Here is an 18,214-nt window from a genome sequence, read left to right on the forward strand (position 1 = left end):
AACCGATAACCATTAATGGCCGCTAGATGGCGGCCTTGTTGCATCCTCTAGTAGATCCGTCTTAAAAACTTGTCGGCAATCTACCGCATCAAAGCGATACATTTTTGTGCAAAAATCACACTCCGTTTCTACAGCACCTTGCTCTGCAAGAATGCTTTCTACTTCTGCTTCTCCCAACATTCTCAATACATCTGCGACCTTCGTGCGCGAACAGCGGCATGAAAATGTAATTTGCCTAGAGGGAAAGCTTCGTACACCATTTTCTGCGGATTCCTCTAAAAAGAGTCTTCGCAATATGGTTTCGGGCGGTAGCGAGAGTAGTTCATCATCGGTAATAGTTTCCCCCAAGGTCTGGATGCGAGCCCAGCCCTCTGCGGCCACTTGAGGGTCCAGGTGTACATGACCTCCAGAGTTGGGGAGGCGCTGTAACAGAAGCCCGCCAACATGAGTTTCATTCGATGCTAGCCAAATGCGGGTATCCAACTGCTCAGAGTTTTGCATGTACAAAGCAATAGCTTCTGCTGCACTAGTAACCGGCTTGATGACAGTGCCACGATGTTCTTGAAGCGCAACAATCCCTTGATAAGGGGGTTGACCTGGCTTGCGGTCTGCCGGGTCGAGCGTAATGACAAGGCGGCCTGTATTGTCAGCGTCCAACAGTTCTCCCAAAGTAGCATTGGGACTGATTGAGTCTGCATCTACAGAAAGCTTCACCGTTGCCCTCATACTCAAATCAGACTTACATTCCACCACCAAGAGCTGAATAGGGCCCTTACTTTGGGCTTGAATAATCAAGGTTCCATCAAATTTGAGACTAGCGCTTAAAAGGGTCGCCGCACCCACAAAATCGCCCAATAAACGCCTAATGACAGGGGGGTCATTACGACGCTCGAGCACGGCCTGCCAGGCCGTACTAATGGACACAATTTCCCCGCGTACTGGGGCACCATCACACACAAAGACTAGTAGTTCGTTCATAGCGCAAAGTATCCACTTTTTTCCTGATTCAGAGAAGAAAATAGCGAAAATCGGTAATCAGGCTATGGTTGACCTGAGATAATATGGCTTATGCACATACGTACACGCTTTGCCCCCAGCCCCACGGGCTTTATTCACCTTGGAAACCTTCGCAGCGCACTTTACCCCTGGGCGTTTGCTCGACATAATCAGGGTGATTTTATTCTGCGCATTGAGGACACGGATCTTGAGCGCTCTAGTCAAGAGGCGGTCGATGTCATCATCGAAGGCATGGCTTGGCTAGGTCTAGACTTAGATGAGGGGCCCATTTACCAAATGCAACGCATCGATCGCTATCGTGCGGTAGTCAAGCAAATGTTAGATTCAGGCTTGGCTTATCCCTGCTACATGAGTGAGGAGGAGCTTAACCAAATTCGCGATCAGCAAATGCTGGATAAAGAAAAGCCCCGTTATAACGGACGTTGGCGTCCTGAACCTGGCAAAACGCTGCCAGCCATACCAACAGATGTAATGCCAGTGATTCGCTTTAAGAATCCAATTGGGGGCTCTGTAATTTGGGATGATGCTGTGAAGGGCAAAATTGAAATCAGTAATGATGAGCTTGATGATTTAGTCATTGCTCGACCTGACGGCACTCCAACCTACAACTTTTGTGTTGTGGTTGATGATCTTGATATGAAGATTACGCATGTGATCCGAGGTGATGATCATGTAAACAATACGCCACGACAAATTAACATCATGAAGGCGCTCGGTGGTGAACTGCCGGTCTATGCCCATCTACCCACAGTCTTGAACGACTCTGGCGAGAAAATGAGTAAGCGTAACGGCGCTATGAGTGTTCGTGATTACCAAAAGGCGGGGTACTTACCTGAAGCTATTCTGAACTATTTAGCGCGTTTAGGCTGGTCGCATGGTGATGCTGAGGTGTTTGCGAAAGAGCAATTTGTTCAATGGTTTGATTTAGCAAGCTTGGGTCGCTCACCAGCACAACACAACCCTGAAAAACTACTCTGGCTTAATCATCAGTACATACAAAATACTGATTCCAAGCAATTAGCTGAGCTCACAAAGCCATTTGCGCACGTACTTGGTATTGATACAGAAAATGGGCCAGACTTTGTTCAGGTCGTAGGCCTGCTTAAAGATCGCGCTAATACCTTGATTGAAATTGCGGAAGGGGCAAAGCTTTTTTATCTGCCAGCGCCAACTCACACCTCAGATCAGATTGCGGCCAATATTGCTAAGGATATTGTTCCAGCACTGCAGGATTTAATCAAAGCCATTGAAGTGATTGAACCAAGTAAAGAGGCGTATGGGGCAGTATTTAAGCAAGTTTTAGCCCAGCATCAGATAAAGATGCCAGCCTTGGCGATGCCGGTGCGCTTCGCACTATTTGCGACCACGCAGACTCCGGCTATTGATTCCGTCCTAGTTGTACTGGGCAAGCAAGAAGTGCTAAATAGGCTTTCCAAGGTTGTCTGATAGATAATTTGCGCAGCGGTACAAAAATAGGATAAAATCTTGAATTGTTTTGAGTGTCTTGTAGTTTTATCACGGGATTACGGGGGTATAGCTCAGCTGGGAGAGCGCTTGCATGGCATGCAAGAGGTCAGCGGTTCGATCCCGCTTATCTCCACCAAGCATTTGAAATTGCGGTATTAAGTTGTCATGTTGGTCCAGGTCCCCATCGTCTAGAGGCCTAGGACATCACCCTTTCACGGTGAGTACGGGGGTTCGAATCCCCCTGGGGACGCCAGATTTTTTGGCTGCAGTAACATGTAGTGTTTTAGTTTTTGCAGTCAGTAGTAAGTGATGTTTTACTCGATGTATTTGGAGCGGTAGTTCAGTTGGTTAGAATATCGGCCTGTCACGCCGAGGGTCGCGGGTTCGAGTCCCGTCCGCTCCGCCAAAGATAATAAAAAAGCCACCTCTGGGTGGCTTTTTTATTTCTTGAGATTCGTAATTGTCGGCGGCTTTGAGGCCGCCTTATACAGTGGCTCCACCATAGGCATCAGTGCAGTGAGCTGCTCAATTCGGGTTTCCCCAGAAGGGTGGGTAGATAAGAATTCAGGTGAGCTCTTGTCTTTCGAAGCTTTTAGCATTTTTTGCCAAACGCTAATTGCCCCTGCAGGGTTATAGCCTGCTCTTGCTGCTAACTCTAGCCCAATGGCATCAGCCTCTGTTTCATTTTCTCTGGAGTTTGGCAAAACAATTGCGTATTGAGCTGCTTGGTTAGCTAAGCTAACTGCTGATCCGTAGGGGCCCGCTACTGCCATAGCAATATTGACTAAGATACTTTGTGCCGCCGCTTGAGAAACACGTTCCCTGCCATGCTCACGGACTGCATGAGCGATTTCATGGCCCATGATTGCGGCTATCTCATCATCATTAAGATTAAGCTGCTCAATGATCCCCGTATAAAAAGTAATTTTTCCACCTGGTGCGCAGGTCGCATTGAGTGTTGGAGCATCAATTAAAGTAAGGCGCCAGTCCCACTGTTTGGTGTCATCACGAAAGGCCTCTGTTTGCGGAATCAGTCGATTAGCGATTACCTTGAGACGATCATAGGTAGGCCCTGAGGTCACTAATATATTTTTATCTTTAGCCTTTTGGTTTTGCTCGTTATAGCTTGAAGCAGAAAGACGGTTGACGTCATCAGATGAGGCCATCATAAACTGAGGGCGGGTAATGCCAACAGCACCGGGACGGGTAGTGTTAGCGCACGCCGTCAAGAGAAGGGTGCAGGCAAGGCCTAAACAAAAACGCATCTGTAATTTAGGCCATTGCCTTTATAGCAAATTACTTCTTTTTTGGTGCGGTAATTGATGCGGCCATTGCATCAAAATAAACCACCTTAACTTGCTCACCAACATTTACGTCCGCCAAAAGCTGAGCATTCTTCACAGTCACTACTGTGACCTTACCACTTGGCCCCTTAACAGAAACTAACTTCTTGGCGCGATCAACCCCAACAATGTCAGCAATGATGGTGGTAGTGTTCGAAATAGTACGGGTTGGTTTTTCTCCAGCCTTGGATATGGCTTCAGTAGATGTCTCCACTTTGCTGCGAATGCCATCACTTTTTGTTTTAATTAACTCAATAGCTACGGCTAATTCATAGGACACATTTAAGCGATCACCTTTTTTAATTTGATCCAGACTCTTGATTTCTGGGCCGGCAACAAACTTAGATTCACCTTCTGCATTTTTAAAGTAGATGGTGCGGTTTTTTTTATCAACCTTAGTAACTACACCTTCATATAGCTGAAAAATATTGTCGGTTACCGCGGCATCTATGACAACTGGCGCGGCGGCTGCCGGAGCTTGAGCCATCACTACGGCTGGACCTGTTAATACAGCGGTTGCAATTAGAGCGATTGAGGTGAGGTGAATTTTCATATTTATCCTTAGTATTTAGTGACTATCTATTGATATTATCGTATTTCTAGCCCGTTTTTCACTTTATTGTGCAGCCCAACAATATCTAGGAAATTTGGGCGTCTAATTTGATAGTATCGAAGTTCGAATATTGCCTATTACCGAAGGATTGCCATGCCCCGTTTTGCCGCTAACCTCACTATGCTGTTTTCCGAAGTACCGTTTATGGAGCGCTTTGCGCTAGCGAAGACGGGGGGCTTTACAGCCGTAGAATTCCTTTTCCCTTATGCATTTGACCCAAAAGAAATAAGAAGTGCGTTAGATAACAATGCGCTCAAGCTAGTGCTTCATAATTTACCAGCAGGCGACTGGGATGCTGGCGAGCGGGGGATTGCCTGTAATCCAGATCGGGTTGAAGAATTTCGTGCTGGCGTAGCCAAGGCGATTGAATACGCAGCCGTACTAGGTGTTCCACAGCTGAACTGCCTTGCTGGAAAAGCGCCCTTAGACGTTGATCCCAAAAAGCTGCGAGATACCTTCGTTGCTAATCTTCAATATGCTGCTTCAGAACTCAAGAAGGTAGGGCTTAAGCTGCTAATTGAACCCATTAACACCTTCGATATTCCAGGCTTCTATCTATCACGCACAGCACAGGGCATTGAAATACTAGATGCAGTAGGAGCTGATAATGCCTATCTTCAGTATGATATTTATCACGCACAGCGGATGGAAGGCGAACTGGCAAACACAATTCAAAAATACTTAGGCCGTATAGGACATATTCAACTTGCTGATAACCCAGGTCGCAATGAGCCTGGATCTGGCGAAATTCATTATGATTTTTTATTCGGATTGCTCGACAAACTAGGGTACGCCGGTTATATCGGCTGCGAATATAAGCCCCTCAAAACAACTGAAGCGGGACTTGGGTGGATGTCTAAATACGAATAATCGCCATTGATTAAGTCAGGTGATTTTTATAGCAAGCTATTAATGAATAATGCAAAAAGGAAATTCTCATGAGTAAATTGAAATTAGGTTTTGTGGGCTTAGGAATTATGGGAGCCCCTATGGCTGGCCATTTAGTGAATGCGGGACATGACGTGTTCATTCATACCCGCAGCAAGGTACCCGAAGAGCTTATCAAAAGTGCCGCGATTGTTTGTGAAAGTCCTGCGGATGTCGCATCAAAAGCAGACATCATTATTACGATGGTGCCTGATACCCCGGATGTAGAAAAAGTGCTTTTTGGCGACAATGGTATTGCATCAGGTTTATCTAAAGGAAAGATCGTCATTGACATGAGCTCGATCTCGCCTATCGTAACTAAAGAGATTGCTAAAAAAATTAACGCCTTAGGCTGCGAGTATTTGGATGCCCCAGTATCGGGTGGCCAGTTAGGGGCCAAGGGTGCAACGCTCACCATTATGGTGGGTGGTAATCAGGCTACTTTTGATCAGGTAAAGCCTATCTTCGAATTGATGGGTAAAAATATTACTTTGGTGGGTGATAACGGAGCCGGTCAAATTACTAAGGTGGCTAATCAAATTATCGTAGCGCTTAATATTGAGGCTGTTGCAGAGGCGCTTGTTTTTGCAGCAAAAGCAGGGGCTGATCCCGCTAAAGTGCGTGAAGCCTTAATGGGCGGATTCGCTAGCTCAAAGATCTTAGAAGTGCATGGCGAACGCATGATCAAAAGAACGTTTGATCCTGGATTTCGGATTGAATTACATCAGAAGGATCTGAGTCTGGCTTTGAGCAGCGCTAAGGCAATCGGTGTCTCACTTCCCAATACTGCGACAGCGCAGGAGCTATTTAATTCTTGTAGCGCTCATGGTGGAAAAGCTTGGGATCATTCGGCGATGGTGAGAGCCTTGGAGAAGATGGCTAATTTTGAGATTGGTCAAAAATCCTGATTTGGACGGTAATATGAAATCCACATTACTCGTTTATTTGCACGGCTTTCGCTCATCACCAAGATCAAGTAAGGCGGTAATGACGGGTGATGCCGTCAAGGCTATTGGTAATGCAGGGCTTACCAATCATGTTTATGAATGGTATTGTCCTCAATTGCCAGCTTCGCCACAAGAAAGTATGGCAATGGTTAGTGCTCATATCGAGCAATCCTCGGCGAGTAGGCTAGTGGTGGTGGGATCATCTCTTGGGGGGTTTTACACCAACTACCTTGCTGAAAAATACCACTGCAAGGGTGTTGTCTTAAATCCCGCTGTGTTTGCAGCAAGGGAGCTTGAGCCGCATGTAGGTATGATGACCGCTTACGATAGCGAAGAACCTTTTGACTTTAAGCAAGAGTACATCGGTGAATTGCAGGACTTGCAGATTACCAAAATTAGCGATCCCGAGCGCTACTTTTTAATAGCGGCCAAAGGAGATGAGTTGCTTGATTGGAAAGAAATGGTTCGCTTTTATGAGGGTGCGCAACAGTTGGTGCTCGAAGGAAGTGATCATGGTATTGCAGACTATTTAGATCATTTGCCTAAAGTGCTTACTTTTATCACCTCCGAATAGTTTCACCATCTATTTCATTGCGGATCTGTTGTCTGAACTAATGAATTTCATCTCAAGAAAATCTTTTTGGCTTTTGCTTGCAGCTGTTGCTATCTCCATATTAGGTCACCTCGTTTTCTTCTTTGGGATTCCTTTTTTTTCATTTAGTAGCGCTCCACCCATCCCTGAGGATCTCATCATTAAAACGGATCTACGGGTAGAGCCTCCAAAAAAGATTCAGATGAATAGCAGACCCAAGATCAGATCTGCCCCCAAACAAACAAACGCCGTCGCATCAGATACAGCCGCAACAGCAGGCGAAGCGGGGAAGGGTGCAGCAGGAAATCAATCTGGACAATCTTTTCAACTTCCTGAGTCAAGCACCTTATATTTTGATGCTTATCTTGATGGGCAACTTTTGCAAACTGCCAGCCTAGAGTGGGTCGTCAATGGTAGTCAATACCGTCTTTACATCAACATTCCTTATGCTGTAGTGGGACCATTTGTATTTGAATCTCGTGGAAGCGTAGATGCCTATGGAATTGCCCCCGCTATTTATTGGACTCAACGTGGAACAAAAGATCCAAGATACTCTCGCTTCGATCGAGATCAAAACGGAGCAGGGAAGATGTACTTTTCTGAGAAACCCGAATTTACACCGGATTTATTGCCCGGCACTCAAGATCGATTTAGCTTGATGTTTCAGTTAGCATCACTTCTGAACGGTAGCGACAAGATTGATGAAGCTGGAACCATTAGAGCCATTCCCGTGGTCGACTACAACACACTGCAGATGTGGCAATTTAAAAGTTATGGTGAGGCTTTATCAGGGGATATACCAAGCCTTGGACAGTCTATTAATCGCCATTACGCCTTGATGCAGCGAGAAAGCGACCCATTTAAACGCCAAGTCGATATTTGGTTAGCTAGAGATCTAGATTGGCTACCCGGAAGAATTAGATCGTTAGAGGCTAGCGGTCGTGTTTTAGAGCTAGTATTTAAGCAAAAAGGCCCAGCACCTAGCAATTAAATCTGGGCTGTGGATCGCTCTTTTTTACCGCCAATAAAGCTACCCATCATGGTGTACAAAGCGGCACCCGACATTGAAACAGCAAACACACCAGTAAAAGCGATCAATATTGGTAAGATTTTCCATTGGCTAGGCAGTGTCCAGGTTCCGTAACCAACGGTTGTGTACATTTCACCAGCAAAGTAGAAAGTTTGAGGGTTTGAAGGAAATACTTTTAAGCCAACGCAAATATAAGACCAAATCACAATCTCAATGAGATGAATCAAAATGATCAAGTTGATGGCGATAAAGTAGGAAACAAAGCTTGCGCCAAATATATTCCTATCGACCATAAACCCATTGATCTTATGAAATGCGGTTGCAACACCAAGAACGGCAATGGCATGAGTGGCCAGCATTAAACAAGATGCCACAACAACAATCCAAATTTGACTGTTTCCCATATCGGCGATGATCTGCACATAAAGGGAGTGTAGGCTAGGCAGTGTATTAAGAAGACTTAAATCCATATCAATTTCTTATTTGACATAATAATGATTATACGCAGTCATTAATACTATATTTCAAGAGGATGTTTTCTTGGGACCGCCTGGATATGGCTGTTTATAAAGCTTCTCCCAACGTGATGCCAAGCCGTCACGGATATCAGTTTTGCCGAATAGTTCAGCAACATCAATAGCTGAATAGCCCTCGTGATTGCGCAATCGAAGGTCTGCACCCTGATCAAGCAGGTATTTAATCAAGTTGTCATTACCGGAACCCACTGCCATCATCAATGGCGTTGTTTCACTTTGACTAAGGGCGTTAATTTTTGCGCCATTGCTGAGTAAAAACTGAGCAACATCGAGCTTCCCAGTTGTGCAGGCGTAATGCAGTGGCGTCCAACCCGTTTTATTAACATCAGCCTTGTTTTTGATCACCATGCTTTGCACAACTGTTAGCTCACCCTCAATTGAGGCGATCATGAGCGGGTTTTCCCCATTTTTATTGCTTAAGTTGATGTCAATGGATTTTTCACTCAACAATAGATCGACTACCTTGCTGGACTTATCCCTAATAGCCACAATCAGCATTGGGTTGCCCTTTGGGTCTAGGGTATTGGGGTTCACTCCAGATTTAATCAGTGTTTTGACCTCAGATACATCGTCAAACTTGGCTGCTTTTGTAAAGTCAGCTATTTGATCAGCCGTTTGACCAATAGCAAGCCCTGAAAGTAGCATCAAAGCGATGTTGGAGCTTAGAATTAACTTAAAAGAATGCTTCATTAATCATCTCTATTTATTTGAAAACATTGAAAAAAATTATTTGAAGTTTGCTCAGCCAAGACTTCTAGCGGCACTCCTTTTAAGTCAGCAACAAACTCGCCAACTTTACTAACCCAAGCAGGCTCATTGGTTTTTCCCCTATAAGGAATAGGTGCCAAATAAGGAGAATCCGTCTCAATCAGCATTCTATCTAGAGGGACTTGTTTACACGTCTCCTGCAGGTCTTTAGCGCTTTTAAAGGTCACGATGCCTGAAAACGAGATGTAAAACCCCATTTCGATTGCTTTTTTAGCTACTTCAGTACTTTCGGTAAAGCAATGCATGACGCCCCCAATTTGATCGGCGCCCTCTTCCTTCAAAATTCTAAGGGTATCCTCAGAAGAAGATCTCGTATGAATAATCAACGGCTTTTTAGAGGCAATTGCAGCTCTAATATGCGTTCTAAAGCGTTCGCGTTGCCATTCCATGGATTCATAACTACGCTCGCCCATACGGAAGTAATCTAAGCCCGTCTCTCCTATGGCAATAATCTTGGGATGCTGCGCCTCAGATACCAAGAAATCAAAGCTAGGTTCAGGCGTGTCTTCATAATCTGGATGAACCCCAACAGAGGCATATAGGTGACGATGATCTTCTGCTAGCTTGCGAACCTTTGGAAAGTCAGGAATATCAACGGATACACATAGGGCATGGGTAACCTTGCAAGCGGCCATATTGGCCAAAACCTCTGGGAGGCGGGCTTGAAATTCTGGGAAATCGAGGTGGCAATGCGAGTCTATAAACATAGCTCACATTTTAATCTTCAAAGATCTGTTGGTATTGAGAAAGCAACGCCTCTAGCTGAATTCGGGTTGCTAGGGGATGATTTTCATGTCGACGAGCGACAAGCAGCGACTTCCAAAAGCGAAGTAGCTTGGGTAACCTTGCCTGCTGGGCAAGCTTGTGAATATTGGCCTCATGTTTTGGGTAGTAGCGCGGATGACCGTTTTGAGCGCAGCTCTGCACATCTGCGATCCAACGCTGCATCGTAGCCAGCAAGACAGCGTAGCGGGCTTTCTGAATCTTTTCTGCCGTATCAAGCCAATGAATCCGCCCTCCTTGAGACAGGGCCTGTAATAAATTGCGGGAAGCCTGAATCGCAATAGTTAGCTCATCTTTTTCATCTTGATGGTGTCGAGCTAACAGGGAAGCTAAAACAGCATGGGGCGCCCCACCCTGTTCATCGTAAATTGACTGAACTTCATCACTACCCATCTTCAGCCCTGGCACTAGGCCTAGTTGCTGCTCAAGCCATGAAAGCCCAGTTGAGCGATCTGGTCTTGGGGCAGTAATTAAGCGACAGCGTGAGCGAATAGTGGGTAGTACTCTGTCCACCCGATCTGCCAGAAGAATAAAAATAGTATTTGAGGGGGGCTCTTCAAGGGACTTTAGTAATGTGTTGGCTGAGTCCGCTCTGAGCATTTCTAAGGGATAAATCAGAATTACACGATTACCACCACGATGTGTGCCAATGGACAGCCCTTCAATGGCGGAGCGCGTCTCCTCAATAGAAATATTTTTCTTTTCTTTCTTCTCTGAAGCCTCTCCGTCACTATCAGATAGCCCTGCTTTAGATTTTTTAGGGGAATCCATATCCGCATCAAAGTGGCCGCGTGGCAACAGTTTGCGATGGGTTTCAGGCACCAGGGGGATGAAGTCAGGATGATTTCCAGAATCAAACCAATGACATGCCTCGCAGGTATTGCAGGGCTTTGAGACGCCCAATGCACCTTCACACAACAGCGCTTTAGCTAACTTTACGGAGAACTCAAATTTTCCAATACCGGCCTGGCCATGAATAAGTAAAGCGCTAGGGAGTGCCTCTAAATTCAAGCTATCCCAAATGGGCTGCAGCCAGGGTGCAATTTTGCTAGGCACTAGGTCGGAATAAATGGGCTCCGTCATTTAGATCGGTATATCCAACTGCTGTAAACCACTCCAAATCACATCTGGTGTTTGTGTTGCATCAATTAAATGAAAGCGTAATGGATCTGCTTTTGCTCTTCGAAGGTACTCTTGGCGGACCTTTTCGAAAAAAACTAAGTCCATCTTTTCAAATTTATCGGGCGCCCTTACCTGCAGTCTTCTTGCCTGGGCTATTGATCCAGGCAAATCAAACAAAAAAGTAAGTTGAGGTTGCAACAGGCCTCCATCGGCACGAGTCTGCACCCATTGCTCCAAAGCGTTTAGCTTCTCAATACTCAGGCCACGACCACCGCCCTGATAGGCGAAGCTCGCATCTGTAAAGCGATCTGAAATCACAATCTTACCGGCTAACAATGCTGGCTCTATAACCTGAGCTATATGTTCACGCCTTGCCGCAAACATGAGTAAAGCCTCTGTCTCTAGATGCATCGGCGCATCTAACAGCAGTGAGCGCAATTGCTCTCCCAATACTGTTCCCCCCGGCTCCCGAGTTAAAACAACCTCTCGCTGCGGATGACGGCTTTGAATTAACTTGCCAAAGGATTCAATATGGGTGCTTTTACCGGCGCCATCGATACCTTCAAAACTAATAAAAAAACCAGGAAGTAGATTGCTCATCGTCTAGTGCTGTGAATTGGTTTGAGGGGAAGTTTTGCGCTTGCGCTGAAATTGATCGACCGCACTTTCATGATCTTTAAGATTCTTTGAAAATTGGCTTGAACCATCTCCCCGGGCTACAAAGTAAATGGCCTCACTGTTAGCCGGATTGGCAGCTGCCAGCAGGGATTCTTTGCTGGGCATCGCAATGGGAGTGGGCGGCAAACCTTTGTTCATGTAAGTATTGTAGGGACTGTATTTACGTAGGTCTGATTTTCGAAGATTTCCATCAAATTGGGGTCCAATGCCATAAATAACGGTTGGATCGGTTTGCAACGGCATCTTGAGATTTAGTCGATTGCTAAACACAGCAGAAATCGTAGTTCTATCACTAGAGCGCCCTGTTTCTTTCTCAATAATGGATGCCAGGGTGAGTAACTGATAAGGGCTTTGTAAAGGCGTTTTTGCCCCTCTTTGATCCCAAGCATTGCTAAGCTGTTTTTGCATTGCCTGAGCAGCGCGACGATAGATAGATAGGTCTGTGTCTTCAGGGTCAAATACGTAGGTATCCGGAAAGAAAAGGCCCTCAGCACTGACATGGTCTAAGTTTAGGGCTTGAAGTAGCTCCTTAGATCCCATCAATTGCGTCTGATGGGTTAATGCTGGGTTGGCATCAAGTAGCGCACGAACTTGCCAAATGGTCATACCTGGAATGATGGCTACACTAGCGCGAACACGATCACCCCGCGCAATTTGCAAAAGAATTTTTCCTAAGCTTGCATTTTGGGGCAATAAATAAGTTCCCGGCTTGAGTTGATAGCCTACCAAGATGGCTCTTGCAGAAAGCATGATGGCAAATGGATATGCCTGTACGCCCTGTTGTGCTAATTGCTGCGCTATCGAGGAGAGCCCAGATTGAGGCGATATTCTGATTTGAAAGGTATCGCCAACAGTAGTTTTATTAACGGCCTTGGCTACATTGGTCGCGGTATTTGGATTAGGCGTACCAGGCACCACAGGCCAAATAAAGATGGTGCCGTATAGGAGGGCAAGCATCACCACCAAGCCCATTCCATAGAATTTCCAGGGCACTTTTTTTGGGTAAGGACTAAATAACGCTCTTTTTTGAAATTTTCTACTCATCAAGCTATGATAAAAGCTCATGACTACTTCCTCCAAAATTACCTCTCCATCACCTCCCCATTTAACAGCTGGGTCAGCCTTGCTTTCTGATTGGGGCTTGATTTTGGTAGAGGGGCCCGATGCAGCCACCCTACTTCAAAGCCAGCTAAGTAACTCAGTGCTCAGTCTTCAACGCTGTTATCCGGGATCTATTGCCAGTGGATTTCAGGCTGTAAGGCTTGTTGGCTACTGCAATCCTAAGGGGCGCCTATTGGCCAGCGCTTGGGTCTACTTGTGCCCCAAAAACGATTCTGATGAAGATCGATTCGTGATGTTCATATCAAAAGACCTTGCCGCCAGCATTGCTAAAAGACTCTCGATGTACGTTTTGCGCTCTAAAGTAAGGGTGAGCAATGCATCGGATGAGTGGGATATAGATGGCGCGTATGTATTAACTCAAGATCACCCCGTCCACCCCATTGCCACTGACGCATTTGCATTAAGACTGCCTGATGTTGTTGATGGGCAGCAGACCTTTTCGAGGGTATTAACAGCAAAACCCAAGTTAGGCAATGCGCTTGTTCAAGAAAGCCGTTCCGATCTAGAAGAATGGAATAACTTAGAGGTACTGAGTGCTATTCCCCGAATTGTTTTAGCAACACAAGAGCAATTTGTACCCCAAATGATTAATTTTGAGTCTGTACTGGGTGTCGACTTTCAAAAAGGCTGCTATCCAGGACAAGAAATTGTCGCCCGCAGCCAATATCGTGGCGCCGTTAAACGTCGCTTACAACTAGCCCACTTCGATACAGATTCGGCAAGCGCCTATTTGAGTAAGCCTGGTGATGAACTCTTTCACTCTAGAGATGTGACGCAGCCTTGTGGCATGGTTGTATTAAGCTCCCCTAGCCCAAGTCAACCTGGCCGAGTAAACCTACAAGTAGAGTGCAAACTCGACGCTTTAGAAGCCGGAGAAATTCGCTTGGGGCTTGATGGGCCCGTATTAGCAATAGATCCCATTCCTTACCCCTTGCTAGAAATTTAGCCTTAGTTCTTAGTTCTTAGTTCTTAGTTTTTAGTTCTCAGCCCCATTTTTCTTATTATTCTATGTGCCTCATACTTTTTGCCTGGAAATCACACCCTGACTATCCGTTAGTAGTAGCGGCAAATCGAGATGAATTTTATGCTCGTGATACCGAGCCCATGGCTTGGTGGCCTGAGCATCCACAAATGCTGGCGGGGCGAGATAAGGCTGATGTGATTGGGAGCCCCGGTACTTGGTTGGGCTTTACTAAAACAGGTCGATTTGCTGCCTTAACCAATGTAAGAGCCCCCAGTGAAAAGAATCCAGATGCTAGAACCCGTGGCGAACTGCCTGTGTAGTATCTTGCCGGAAACAACAAACCACAAGACTACGTTCAAGAAAATGCCAAACGATTTCATCTCTACAACGGCTTTAACTTATTGATGGCAGATTTAAGCGATCCAGCAAATGCAGAAATGCATTGGGTTAGTAACCGACTGATGATGGGGGCAAGTATTCGGCCTAGAAAAGTATTTCCTGAGCAGGCCTTAGAGGCCGGAATATATGGCTTATCCAATGCAATGCTCGACACGCCCTGGCCAAAAGTAAACCACCGCGTGGCTGCTTTTGCTCAAGCCGTAGCGATGGATGATGGCAAACTTAAAAATGCAGAACGCTACTTACAATTACTTGCGGATACTCGCGAGGCAAATACGCAAGAGTTACCGAATACGGGTGTCAGTACAGACTGGGAGAAGGCGCTCTCAGCCGCTTTTATTCAGACGCCATCTTATGGAACGCGTGCAAGCACTATTTTGCGAGTTCGCAAAGATGGCCATTTTGAGATAGTAGAGCGCCGTTTTGACGCAAGCGGCACCATCGGTCATGAGGTGATTGCGGGAACGTTGGCAAAAGCTGAAGACCCTAACTTGTCTGTCTGATCGAGCTACTCCGCCCTTTAACCCCTGATAGGATTTACTGTTGACGTAAGTCGTCGTTTATAACTCTTTCACCATCTGCATTTTTACTCGCTAGGCGCTTTAAAAACTTAAATGTGCCTGTAGACATGCAGCAAATTTCACCTTGATCGTTATAGAGCTTTGCCTCACAAAATGCCATCGTAGCGGTAGTGCGAACGGTGTCTGCTTTGACTCTCAAAATGCCCGTTGCCGCCTGCATAAAGTTATTCTTCATCTCGATGGTGACCACACTGCGATCACCAGGATCGGCAGATCAGGCAGCCACTGCCATAGCAACATCCATCAAGGTTAATAAAACCCCGCCATGAGCCACATCCCAGGTATTGGTATGCTCTGGCTTTAATGCTAACAAGATCTCGCCTTTTCCCATTTCAGCACTGAGGCAGCGTACGCCCAGTAATTTTAAGAAAGGAACGTTGAGTTCCTCGCCTAGGTGGGCAAGCTGAGTAGCTGCATTATTTTGTACTTTATTAGTCATATCGCTATATTAAATGCTTCTGCGGCGATAGTAAATTCCTCATAAAATAGGTAATGTCCTTTATTTTGCGCGGCGGCGATGTCTGTCAGCCCACCATCCCTACTCCCATCCCCAATCCGCACTGGGTCGCGTTCTCTGAAGAGGCGGCTCAACTGTTAGGTCTATCCATTAACAATAGTGGTTTGCCAAGCGATCCGCAGTGGCTCGATGTCCTAGCAGGCAATTCTTTAAAAGCCAATGGCATTGAATTTATAGACCCCATTTCAACGGCTTATAGCGGTCATCAATTTGGTGTTTGGGCTGGGCAACTAGGTGATGGACGAGCTATCTTACTGGGCGACATTCAAGGGCTTGAACTGCAGCTCAAGGGTGCCGGAAAAACGCATTACTCGCGCATGGGAGATGGACGCGCCGTTCTTCGATCTTCTATACGAGAGTTTCTTTGTAGCGAAGCAATGCATGCGCTAGGTGTTCCAACGAGCCGTGCATTATCGATTGTGGGTTCAAAGCAAGCCGTGAGGCGAGAGACGATTGAGACTGCGGCAGTGTGTGCCAGAATTGCTCCTAGCTTCATTCGGGTTGGCCATTTTGAGCACTATGCTTCATTACAAGATACCGCACGACTAAAAGCATTGGCCGACTTACTCATAGACCGCTTTTACCCTGAATGTCTGGAGTCTAAGAATCCGTATCTACAATTATTTATCTCCATAGCATCTAAAAATGCAACGCTAGTTGCCCAGTGGCAATCCGTTGGTTTTTGCCATGGCGTTTTAAATACAGACAATATTAGTGTGCTTGGCTTAACGATTGACTATGGCCCATTTGGCTTTTTAGATCAATTTGAAATTGACCATGTTTGTAACCATAGCGATCACAGCGGTCGGTATGCTTACCATCGACAACCACAAGTGATGCACTGGAATATGGCATGCTTGGCTAGTGCAATGCTTCCCCTGCTAGAGTTAACCTACTCCGCAGAAGAATCTCAGGAACTTTTACGATCTGCTCTTGAGTCCTTCCCCAAGATTTATGCCCAAGAATGGCAGCATTTATTTAGGCGCAAACTTGGACTAACTCAAGAGTTACCTGAAGACATTGCTCTTATTGAGCGTTTGCTACAAGCGATGAATCAATCTAAAGTTGATTTTACGAACTTCTTTCGTAGCCTTGCCCAGGTCAATCAACGCAGTGATCTCATCGATATCACACAGCGAGATAGCTTTATCGACAGAGAGCAGATCGACCAATGGTTTAGTGAATATCTCGCTAGACTGCAAACTGAAAACATTGCCGATTCAGATCGGCATCAGGCAATGAACAGCATCAATCCAAAATTTATTCTTAGAAATTACTTGGCGCAAACTGCAATAGAAAAAGCGCAGCAAGATAACTTTACTGAGATTACAACCTTACTCAAGGTATTGAGTCATCCATATGATGAGCAAACTGAGTACGAGCGTTACGCAAACGCACCGCCTCTCGATTTACAAAAAATGGCTATAAGCTGCTCTTCTTAATATCCATCATTTTTTTGATACAACCCAAATCCAACCTAAATCTAACAACGCGATGACCAAAAAAACAGATCAAGAATATAAACAGCAATTAAGTGATATTGAATATCGAGTGACACGTGAAGCCGCAACTGAGCGTCCATTTACGGGAAAGTATTGGGATCACTGGATCGATGGTCGCTATAGCTGCGTCTGTTGTAACACCCCCCTTTTTCGATCAACTAGTAAGTTTGATGCAGGCTGCGGATGGCCAAGCTACAGCTCTCCAGAGGAAAGTTCCGCCATTACTGAAATTAAGGATATGACTCACGGCATGATTCGTACTGAAGTCAGGTGCACGGAGTGTGACGCACATTTAGGTCATGTTTTTGAGGATGGCCCTCACCCATCAGGGTTGCGCTATTGCATTAACTCGGCATCATTAAGTTTTGAGCCCTCAGACAATGCTGCCGACTCCAAAGCTGAATAGTTCCAAAATATCAGGATAATGAGCAAATGAAATTTTTATTCGATTTATTCCCCATTATTCTCTTCTTTATTGCCTTTAAATTTGGTGATATCTATACCGCCACAATCGTGGCAATGGTAGCGACTATTGGTCAAATTTTATGGGTCTACTATCGTCACCGCAAGATTGATGCTATGCAATGGGTCAGCTTGGTGATGATCTTGGTTTTTGGTAGCCTTACTATCTTTTTGCACGATAAAACTTTTATACAGCTTAAGCCAACGGCCCTTTATTGGCTATTTGCAGCTACCCTATTTATTAGTGCTCAGTTTTTCCAGAAAAACTGGATACAGGTGTTGATGGGCAAGCAAGTTACATTAAAAGCATCCTCATCCAAATCGGTATGGCAAAAAGTGAATCTAGCCTGGTCTGCATTTTTTCTTTTCATGGGCGCCCTTAATTTATATATTGCTTTTGAGTACACAGAAGAAACTTGGGTTAATTTCAAGCTTTTTGGTAGCACTGGCTTGCTAGTTATATTTGTCATTATTCAAGGTATTTGGTTAAGTCGGCATATGGAGCAACCTGCAGAATGAGCATCAATCAAGAACGTATCAAGCTTTTTGAAATAGATTTAAGGGGCGCCTTCCAGCTTTCGCAATTAGCGATTGAGGATGAAAGCCACCTACACGCAGGACATGCTGGTGCAGCTAGTGGCGGCGGTCACTTCAAAGTTCGGATTGTTGCACCAGAATTTGAGGGCCTTAACCAAGTCAAACGCCATCGCGCAGTCTATGCCGCTTTAAATCGGTACTTTCCTCATGAAATTCATGCGCTTTCCATCAATGCCTTAACCCCAAGCGAAGCCTAGTAGGATTATGACTACTACTGAGCTGCCTGTAGTTTTAACTTCAGATTTAC

21 protein-coding genes, 3 tRNA genes and 1 pseudogene are annotated in these 18,214 nt (G+C 45.5%); 14 read left to right on the forward strand and 11 right to left on the reverse strand.

What is annotated here, in order from left to right; genetic code table 11:
- Window positions 1–12: 12 nt before the first annotated feature.
- Window positions 13–978, reverse strand: a complete 966-nt coding sequence (gene hslO / locus QUD86_RS04330; protein WP_286298406.1) for an Hsp33 family molecular chaperone HslO — start codon at window positions 976–978, stop codon at window positions 13–15.
- Between the two features lie 90 nt (window positions 979–1,068).
- Here hslO and gltX point away from each other — a divergent pair, with 90 nt between their 5' ends.
- The 4 genes from gltX (at window position 1,069) to QUD86_RS04350 (ending at window position 2,890) form a co-directional block, all read left to right on the forward strand.
- Window positions 1,069–2,463 carry a glutamate--tRNA ligase gene (gene gltX, locus QUD86_RS04335; protein WP_286298407.1) on the forward strand — a complete coding sequence of 465 codons (1,395 nt, stop codon included), beginning with the start codon at window positions 1,069–1,071 and terminating at the stop codon, window positions 2,461–2,463.
- An 81-nt stretch (window positions 2,464–2,544) separates the two neighbouring features.
- Window positions 2,545–2,620 (forward strand) — tRNA-Ala (locus tag QUD86_RS04340).
- A 41-nt stretch (window positions 2,621–2,661) separates the two neighbouring features.
- Window positions 2,662–2,737 (forward strand) — tRNA-Glu (locus tag QUD86_RS04345).
- A gap of 76 nt (window positions 2,738–2,813) precedes the next feature.
- Window positions 2,814–2,890: transfer RNA gene (locus QUD86_RS04350), tRNA-Asp, on the forward strand.
- 34 nt (window positions 2,891–2,924) lie between these two features.
- On the opposite strand, the gene QUD86_RS04355 is transcribed toward QUD86_RS04350, so the two are convergent.
- Both QUD86_RS04355 and QUD86_RS04360 read right to left on the reverse strand, forming a co-directional pair.
- On the reverse strand, window positions 2,925–3,749 hold the full coding sequence (locus QUD86_RS04355) for a M48 family metallopeptidase (RefSeq protein ID WP_286298409.1): 825 nt from the start codon (window positions 3,747–3,749) through the stop codon (window positions 2,925–2,927).
- A gap of 31 nt (window positions 3,750–3,780) precedes the next feature.
- Complete coding sequence (locus QUD86_RS04360) at window positions 3,781–4,380, reverse strand: hypothetical protein (RefSeq protein ID WP_286298410.1); 600 nt, start codon at window positions 4,378–4,380, stop codon at window positions 3,781–3,783.
- Between the two features lie 153 nt (window positions 4,381–4,533).
- Here QUD86_RS04360 and hyi point away from each other — a divergent pair, with 153 nt between their 5' ends.
- The 4 genes from hyi to QUD86_RS04380 all read left to right on the forward strand — a co-directional run bounded on the left by hyi (window position 4,534) and on the right by QUD86_RS04380 (window position 7,897).
- Window positions 4,534–5,310, forward strand: coding sequence for a hydroxypyruvate isomerase (gene hyi, locus QUD86_RS04365; RefSeq protein WP_286298411.1), 777 nt, complete (start codon window positions 4,534–4,536; stop codon window positions 5,308–5,310).
- Window positions 5,311–5,378: 68 nt separating this feature from the next.
- Window positions 5,379–6,275 carry a 2-hydroxy-3-oxopropionate reductase gene (locus QUD86_RS04370; protein ID WP_286298413.1) on the forward strand — a complete coding sequence of 299 codons (897 nt, stop codon included), beginning with the start codon at window positions 5,379–5,381 and terminating at the stop codon, window positions 6,273–6,275.
- A gap of 13 nt (window positions 6,276–6,288) precedes the next feature.
- A complete protein-coding gene (locus tag QUD86_RS04375; protein WP_286298415.1) occupies window positions 6,289–6,888 on the forward strand; it encodes a YqiA/YcfP family alpha/beta fold hydrolase in 600 nt (199 codons plus the stop codon).
- A 40-nt stretch (window positions 6,889–6,928) separates the two neighbouring features.
- Window positions 6,929–7,897, forward strand: a complete 969-nt coding sequence (locus tag QUD86_RS04380; RefSeq protein ID WP_286298417.1) for a DUF3108 domain-containing protein — start codon at window positions 6,929–6,931, stop codon at window positions 7,895–7,897.
- On the opposite strand, the gene QUD86_RS04385 is transcribed toward QUD86_RS04380, so the two are convergent.
- Genes QUD86_RS04385 through mltG form a run of 6 tightly spaced genes read right to left on the reverse strand, consistent with a single transcriptional unit; the run spans window position 7,894 to window position 12,888 of the window.
- Entirely contained in the window at window positions 7,894–8,406 is a 513-nt protein-coding gene (locus tag QUD86_RS04385; RefSeq protein WP_286298418.1) for an ion channel, read from the reverse strand. The two genes, QUD86_RS04380 and QUD86_RS04385, sit on opposite strands and share 4 nt — an antisense overlap.
- A 54-nt stretch (window positions 8,407–8,460) precedes the next feature.
- Window positions 8,461–9,162: an ankyrin repeat domain-containing protein gene (locus QUD86_RS04390; RefSeq protein WP_286298421.1), complete on the reverse strand. Its 702-nt coding sequence runs from the start codon at window positions 9,160–9,162 to the stop codon at window positions 8,461–8,463.
- Window positions 9,162–9,947: a TatD family hydrolase gene (locus QUD86_RS04395; RefSeq protein ID WP_286298423.1), complete on the reverse strand. Its 786-nt coding sequence runs from the start codon at window positions 9,945–9,947 to the stop codon at window positions 9,162–9,164. Before QUD86_RS04395 ends, QUD86_RS04390 begins: the two co-directional genes overlap by 1 nt.
- Window positions 9,948–9,957: 10 nt before the next feature.
- Entirely contained in the window at window positions 9,958–11,106 is a 1,149-nt protein-coding gene (locus QUD86_RS04400; protein ID WP_286298424.1) for a DNA polymerase III delta subunit-related protein, read from the reverse strand.
- Window positions 11,107–11,745, reverse strand: a complete 639-nt coding sequence (gene tmk, locus QUD86_RS04405; RefSeq protein WP_286298426.1) for a dTMP kinase — start codon at window positions 11,743–11,745, stop codon at window positions 11,107–11,109.
- A gap of 3 nt (window positions 11,746–11,748) precedes the next feature.
- The gene (mltG, locus tag QUD86_RS04410) at window positions 11,749–12,888 is read right to left on the reverse strand and encodes an endolytic transglycosylase MltG (RefSeq protein ID WP_286298427.1); all 1,140 of its coding nucleotides are present in this window, start codon (window positions 12,886–12,888) and stop codon (window positions 11,749–11,751) included.
- On the opposite strand from mltG, the gene ygfZ reads away from it, so the two are divergent.
- Window positions 12,887–13,891, forward strand: a complete 1,005-nt coding sequence (gene ygfZ, locus QUD86_RS04415) for a CAF17-like 4Fe-4S cluster assembly/insertion protein YgfZ (RefSeq protein ID WP_286298429.1) — start codon at window positions 12,887–12,889, stop codon at window positions 13,889–13,891. The genes mltG and ygfZ overlap by 2 nt on opposite strands.
- A 62-nt stretch (window positions 13,892–13,953) precedes the next feature.
- A pseudogene (locus QUD86_RS04420) lies at window positions 13,954–14,811 on the forward strand (NRDE family protein).
- Window positions 14,812–14,845: 34 nt separating this feature from the next.
- On the opposite strand, the gene QUD86_RS04425 reads toward QUD86_RS04420, so the two are convergent.
- Together QUD86_RS04425 and QUD86_RS04430 are read right to left on the reverse strand one after the other, a co-directional pair.
- Window positions 14,846–15,079 (reverse strand): PaaI family thioesterase, encoded by a 234-nt coding sequence (locus QUD86_RS04425; protein WP_353506541.1) that lies wholly within the window; start codon window positions 15,077–15,079, stop codon window positions 14,846–14,848.
- 24 nt (window positions 15,080–15,103) lie between these two features.
- Window positions 15,104–15,328, reverse strand: coding sequence for a PaaI family thioesterase (locus tag QUD86_RS04430; protein WP_286298431.1), 225 nt, complete (start codon window positions 15,326–15,328; stop codon window positions 15,104–15,106).
- 53 nt (window positions 15,329–15,381) lie between these two features.
- On the opposite strand from QUD86_RS04430, the gene QUD86_RS04435 reads away from it, so the two are divergent.
- The 4 genes from QUD86_RS04435 to QUD86_RS04450 are packed head-to-tail and all read left to right on the forward strand — an operon-like array spanning window position 15,382 to window position 18,164.
- Window positions 15,382–16,848: a protein adenylyltransferase SelO gene (locus QUD86_RS04435; protein WP_286298432.1), complete on the forward strand. Its 1,467-nt coding sequence runs from the start codon at window positions 15,382–15,384 to the stop codon at window positions 16,846–16,848.
- Window positions 16,849–16,900: 52 nt separating this feature from the next.
- Complete coding sequence (msrB, locus tag QUD86_RS04440) at window positions 16,901–17,314, forward strand: peptide-methionine (R)-S-oxide reductase MsrB (RefSeq protein WP_286298433.1); 414 nt, start codon at window positions 16,901–16,903, stop codon at window positions 17,312–17,314.
- A gap of 26 nt (window positions 17,315–17,340) precedes the next feature.
- Window positions 17,341–17,889, forward strand: a complete 549-nt coding sequence (locus QUD86_RS04445; protein WP_286298435.1) for a septation protein A — start codon at window positions 17,341–17,343, stop codon at window positions 17,887–17,889.
- The gene (locus tag QUD86_RS04450; RefSeq protein WP_286298436.1) at window positions 17,886–18,164 is read left to right on the forward strand and encodes a BolA family protein; all 279 of its coding nucleotides are present in this window, start codon (window positions 17,886–17,888) and stop codon (window positions 18,162–18,164) included. Before QUD86_RS04445 ends, QUD86_RS04450 begins: the two co-directional genes overlap by 4 nt.
- Window positions 18,165–18,214: the final 50 nt, after the last annotated feature.

Source organism: Polynucleobacter sp. TUM22923 (assembly GCF_030295705.1).
Taxonomy (GTDB): domain Bacteria; phylum Pseudomonadota; class Gammaproteobacteria; order Burkholderiales; family Burkholderiaceae; genus Polynucleobacter.

Coding starts and splice junctions, on each gene's coding strand:
- hslO (WP_286298406.1), bottom strand. CDS start 978: ATGAACGAACTACTAGTCTTTGTGTGTGATGGTGCCCCAGTACGCGGG.
- gltX (WP_286298407.1), top strand. CDS start 1,069: ATGCACATACGTACACGCTTTGCCCCCAGCCCCACGGGCTTTATTCAC.
- QUD86_RS04355 (WP_286298409.1), bottom strand. CDS start 3,749: ATGCGTTTTTGTTTAGGCCTTGCCTGCACCCTTCTCTTGACGGCGTGC.
- QUD86_RS04360 (WP_286298410.1), bottom strand. CDS start 4,380: ATGAAAATTCACCTCACCTCAATCGCTCTAATTGCAACCGCTGTATTA.
- hyi (WP_286298411.1), top strand. CDS start 4,534: ATGCCCCGTTTTGCCGCTAACCTCACTATGCTGTTTTCCGAAGTACCG.
- QUD86_RS04370 (WP_286298413.1), top strand. CDS start 5,379: ATGAGTAAATTGAAATTAGGTTTTGTGGGCTTAGGAATTATGGGAGCC.
- QUD86_RS04375 (WP_286298415.1), top strand. CDS start 6,289: ATGAAATCCACATTACTCGTTTATTTGCACGGCTTTCGCTCATCACCA.
- QUD86_RS04380 (WP_286298417.1), top strand. CDS start 6,929: ATGAATTTCATCTCAAGAAAATCTTTTTGGCTTTTGCTTGCAGCTGTT.
- QUD86_RS04385 (WP_286298418.1), bottom strand. CDS start 8,406: ATGGATTTAAGTCTTCTTAATACACTGCCTAGCCTACACTCCCTTTAT.
- QUD86_RS04390 (WP_286298421.1), bottom strand. CDS start 9,162: ATGAAGCATTCTTTTAAGTTAATTCTAAGCTCCAACATCGCTTTGATG.
- QUD86_RS04395 (WP_286298423.1), bottom strand. CDS start 9,947: ATGTTTATAGACTCGCATTGCCACCTCGATTTCCCAGAATTTCAAGCC.
- QUD86_RS04400 (WP_286298424.1), bottom strand. CDS start 11,106: ATGACGGAGCCCATTTATTCCGACCTAGTGCCTAGCAAAATTGCACCC.
- tmk (WP_286298426.1), bottom strand. CDS start 11,745: ATGAGCAATCTACTTCCTGGTTTTTTTATTAGTTTTGAAGGTATCGAT.
- ygfZ (WP_286298429.1), top strand. CDS start 12,887: ATGACTACTTCCTCCAAAATTACCTCTCCATCACCTCCCCATTTAACA.
- mltG (WP_286298427.1), bottom strand. CDS start 12,888: ATGAGCTTTTATCATAGCTTGATGAGTAGAAAATTTCAAAAAAGAGCG.
- QUD86_RS04430 (WP_286298431.1), bottom strand. CDS start 15,328: ATGACTAATAAAGTACAAAATAATGCAGCTACTCAGCTTGCCCACCTA.
- QUD86_RS04435 (WP_286298432.1), top strand. CDS start 15,382: ATGTCCTTTATTTTGCGCGGCGGCGATGTCTGTCAGCCCACCATCCCT.
- msrB (WP_286298433.1), top strand. CDS start 16,901: ATGACCAAAAAAACAGATCAAGAATATAAACAGCAATTAAGTGATATT.
- QUD86_RS04445 (WP_286298435.1), top strand. CDS start 17,341: ATGAAATTTTTATTCGATTTATTCCCCATTATTCTCTTCTTTATTGCC.
- QUD86_RS04450 (WP_286298436.1), top strand. CDS start 17,886: ATGAGCATCAATCAAGAACGTATCAAGCTTTTTGAAATAGATTTAAGG.